The organism is Mesorhizobium sp. M7A.F.Ca.CA.004.12.1.1 (genome assembly GCF_003997835.1).
Taxonomy (GTDB): Bacteria; Pseudomonadota; Alphaproteobacteria; order Rhizobiales; family Rhizobiaceae; genus Mesorhizobium.
In genome coordinates, this window is the sequence record NZ_RZRK01000510.1 from 1 (window position 1) to 4,491 (window position 4,491).

A 4,491-nucleotide genomic window follows, 5' to 3' on the forward strand; every position below is an offset into this window, starting at 1 on the left:
GGTGTAGCCGCTGGTGATATCAATGACATAGTACATGAACAGCGTGCCGATCAGCGGTCCGAGCGTCGTCGCGGCACCCCCCAGCAGCACCCACAGCAGCGGCAGGATCGAATACTGCACCGACGCGAAGCTCGATCCGACACATAGCCGAACAGCAGCGCATAGGCGGCCCCCGAGGCCGCGCAGATGATGCCGGAGATGACGACGGCGGCGAGCTTGTTCGAAAACGTATCGTAGCCGAGCATCTTCGTGCGCTCCTCATTCTCGCGGATGGCGACCAGCACGCGGCCATAGCGGGAGCGGACGATGGCCAATGTGACGAGCAGCACGATGGAAAACAGCGCCAGCGCTGTCATGTAGCGCACCGTCGGATTGGTGAGTTCGAGCGATGTAGCGCCAAAGCTGAGCACCCGCGCCGGCTGCGGCACGACCATGCCTTGGTCGCCGCCGGTCCAAGTCGCGAAGTAGAGGATGAGGAGGTAGAACACTTGAGCGAACATCATGGTGACGATCATGAAGGCGACGCCCGTGGTGCGCAACGCCAGCAGGCCGATCACGAGTGAAACAACAACACCACAGCCGAGGCCCGAGGCGAATGCCGCTGGTACGCTCCAGCCGAGCTGGATGACGGCAAGGCCGGCGCCATAGAGCCCGGCGGCGAAGAACATCGCATGGCCGAGGCTGAGCAGGCCGACATAGCCGAACAGCATGTTGTAGCCCATGGCAAAGACCGCCAGCACCATGATGCGGGCAAGCAGGCCGTGATAGTAGTCCGGCAGCAGGAAGCTCAGCACGAAGAGCAGGGCGATGACGCCGAGATGCAGGGCATAGGCTTTTGCCGGCGAAGCTTCGCTCATCGCGATGCCGTCCCGAACAGGCCTTGCGGGCGGAACACCAGCACCATGGCGACGAGCAGCGTGGCAATGATCTTGGCCAGCGTCGGCGAGAAGAACATCGAGATGATGCCGTCGGAGAGGCCGATCAGCACGGCGGCGACGACCGTGCCGCGCAGCGAGCCGAGGCCGCCGATGATGACGACGATGAAGGAGAGCAGCAGCGGATCCTGTCCCATCAGATAATGCGCCTGGCTGATCGGCACGATCAGCACCGCGGCAATGGCCGCCAGCATGGCACCGAGCGCGAAGACGCCGCCATAGACACGGCCGACAGGGATGCCGAAGGCCTGTGCGGTTTCGCTGTCATACTGCGTGGCGCGCATGACGAGGCCGATCCTGGTGCGCGTCAGCACCAGCCATGTCGCGGTGAGCAGCAGCGCGGAAGCGGCGATAACAGACAGTTTGTAGCCGGAATAGCCGAACCACGGCAAAAGGATGCGGTAGCTGAACGGCGGCTCGACCGGCCGAGCCTCCGGGCCATAGAAAGTCAGCGCCAGCTGCTGGATGATGTAGAGCATGCCGATGGTGGCGACGATGGTGGCTTCCGGATTGTAATTGAGCCGGCGCAGCACCAGCCGTTCGGCGACCAGCGCAATGGCGCCGACGATCAGCGGGGCAATCACCAGCGCCGCCAGGAAGCCGAGCGCAGGGTGACCGCCGATGGCCGTGGTGATCGCCCAGGCGAGCACCGCGCCCAGCATGAAGAACTCGCCATGCGCGACATTGACCACCCGCATGACGCCGAACACCAGCGACAGGCCGAGCGCCGTCAGGGCTAGCACTGACGAGGTGACGAGGCCTTCGAGAGCGGCGAGGAGGAGGTGGGGACCAAAGTGCATCGGTTACACGCTGGCAGGCGCTTGCTGGAATGCCAAACTCACAGCGCCTGCGTCGTATAATCTCCCTCGGCCTCGTAAAGCCCGTCCTCGATCTTGGTCTTGTGCACGACCTTGAGCTTGCCGCCCTCGACCTTGGAGATGTTCTGGATACCAAAGCACTGGTGGATCTTGCCGTTGAAGGTTTTTTGGCCCCTGCGGATGCTGCGGGCCTTCGGCGAACTCGGTCAGTGCCTCGGTCGCCTCGACCAGCTTGGCGCGGTCTTCCGGACCCTTGTAGCCGGCGTCTTCCATTGCCTTCTTGACGACATAGAGCGTCTCCCAGCAGCCGAACATGTGGGCTGCGGTGGAGACATCCTTGGGATCGCCGACGGCAGCGCCATTGTCATCGATGCCGACAGCGGTGCGGTAGGCCTTCTGCGCTTCGGAATCGTTGGCCTGCGCATAACGCGGCGAGCCTTCCCAGAAATGGCTGCCGTCGAGGAATTCGAGGCCGGGGCTGTTGATGTCGGTGGCCTCGAGCGAATCGATGAAGCCGAACAGTTGCGGTCGGTTGGAGCCGTAGAATTCGCCGAGCTCCTTGACGAAAGTGAGCACGGCCGGGCCGACCATGACGTGGTAGATCACCTCGGTCTCGGCCGGGATCTGCGGGAAGTATTTGGTGAAGGACGATTCCGTCGGCGGGATGGCGATCTGCGCGATGACCTCGCCGCCTTGCGCCTTCAGTGCCGGCGGCAGGTAGTCGCGATGGTCGTAGCCGAAAGCGAAATCGGGGAAGATCTGCGTCACCTTCTTGCCGGCATTGGCCGCGATCCACGGCGCCATCGACTGGATCTGGCTCTTCACGTCGGTGATGCCGGGCTGGAAGACATAGCGGTTCAGCTTTGTCGAGGCGACGTGATGGCCTTCGCTGACGACGAAATAGGGCATCTTGTTTTCGCCGGCGGCGGGCGCAGAGCCAATGACGACATGCGAGAACAGCGTGCCGAAGACGATGTCGGTCTTGTGCTGGGTGGCGAACTTGCCGACCACCTCGGCGCCACGGCCGGGATCGGTGCCGTCATCCTCGATGATCACCTCGACCTGACGGCCGTTGATGCCGCCGGCGGCGTTGATCGCCTTGACCGCGGCAGCCGTGGTCTTCTCGTACCAGCGGCCATAGGCGGCGCCGATGCCGGTGCGGTGCGACTGGAAGCCGATCTTGATCGGCGCCGAACTCTGCGCCTGGGAATAGCGGACGTAGCCGGGGGCCAGGCCCAGGCCGGCGCCGGCGGCCAGACCCTTCAGCGCCGTGCGGCGGGTGAGCGTGGATCTGGAGAGATCGAAAAACCCATTCTTGTCAGTCACGGCAGTTCCCCTGTTTTTGAGTTTTGACTGGCTGTAACGAGGCAAAAAATCGCATGTGTACAAACTAAATCACCAAAGCCCCGACGTGGCAAGCGGGCTTTCCCCGAAGGCATGCTGGTCGCCTTTTCTCATCCGACAGTCGGCGTGGCAAGCAACCAGAGGCCGAAGACGGTGTAGGCGATCATCAGCAAGGTGAGCGGGAACTGGCTGAGTGCCGCGCGGGAGGGCTGTGGGTGCAGGCGCCAGGCGAAGCCGTGAGCGACGAGGACGGCGAGCACATGGCCCAGGATGATGGCGCCGGCCTGGATATTCCACAGCCACCACGCAGAGTCCGCCCCCGCAACGATGCCGGCCTCGATCTGCATGTCGGCGGTGCCGAACAGGTTCCAGCCCAGCGCGAACGGATCGGACAGTGCCGCAAGCGCATACTGGCCGTCGACGAGCAGCGCCGTCAGATAATGCGCAACGTGATAGGCAAGCGCAATTGGCACGATCGACCACACCAGCAGGCCTGCGGCCTGGCCGAGCGTGTGATCGCTGCCGGCAAGACGCTGGCCGAGCCGGACGGCAAGCAGGAACACCGCCGCCAGCAGCGCGAATGTCAGGATCAGCCCGCAAGTGCCGCTGCCGATCAGCGCGGTGCGGCCGGGAAATTCGAGCGGGTTGATGCCGAACAGGCCGAGCCAGAAGAAGGTCTTCGACAGGCCGTCGAAGGACACCGACGACAGGGCCAGCAGCAGGAAGGCGATGCCGCTGGCCGGCAGGGGCTGCGCCGTCAGCAGCTTGGCGCCGGGCCAGCACAGGCCAAGCCGGCCGTCTTGGTTGCGTTCGGCCACGGCGAAGCGCGCCACCATCGAGAAGAAAACCGTCAGGAATTCACCGCTGCGGCTCCAGCCGCGATAGCCGAACGCCAGCATGGCGAGGAAAGAGAACAGCCAGTAGAGGCCGGCGGCCAAGGCCAGCCGCCCCGGATCGTCGGGCGCCGGATCGATGAGTTCGAACCAGGCGAAGGCGAAGAACAGGATGACAGCCGGCCAGCAGCCGACCCATCCGGGCAGGCGCCATGCTCCGTGATCCCTGGTCCCGAACAGGCGCGAGGCGAGACGCCATGCTCCATACCAGGGGTTGAGCCATGACCAGAGGTCGCCGAAGACACCCTGCAGCAGCGTGACGCCGGCCCACAACAGTGTCCAGATCACCAGTGGCAGAGGATTGGAAAGTGGGTCGCGGCTGCCGAAAAAGCCGGCGGCGATAAGAATTGCAAAGCCGGCGAAGGATAGCAGGCTGATGGCGGCGCGGGTGGCGTCGCTGAGGGCAAACAACGGCAGGCGCCGGCGCCAGAAACGATCGAGAAAATCCGCTGGCAGCAGCGCCAGGACGAGGAAACTGACGGCAACGGCGAAGGCGCCGCC

Annotated in this window: 2 protein-coding genes and 2 pseudogenes; all 4 read right to left on the reverse strand. The window is 64.2% G+C overall.

Annotation, left to right across the window (positions count from 1 at the left end; translation table 11 throughout):
* Positions 1-857: pseudogene (locus EN984_RS23780) on the reverse strand (branched-chain amino acid ABC transporter permease); the annotation flags it as partial.
* Complete coding sequence (locus EN984_RS23785) at positions 854-1,735, reverse strand: branched-chain amino acid ABC transporter permease (protein WP_127267045.1); 882 nt, start codon at positions 1,733-1,735, stop codon at positions 854-856. The gene EN984_RS23785 and the pseudogene EN984_RS23780, both read right to left, overlap by 4 nt.
* A gap of 38 nt (positions 1,736-1,773) precedes the next feature.
* Positions 1,774-3,079, reverse strand: a pseudogene (locus tag EN984_RS23790) (ABC transporter substrate-binding protein).
* A 128-nt stretch (positions 3,080-3,207) separates the two neighbouring features.
* The coding region (locus tag EN984_RS23795) for a hypothetical protein (protein WP_127383986.1) at positions 3,208-4,491 on the reverse strand (1,284 nt) is incomplete at its 5' end.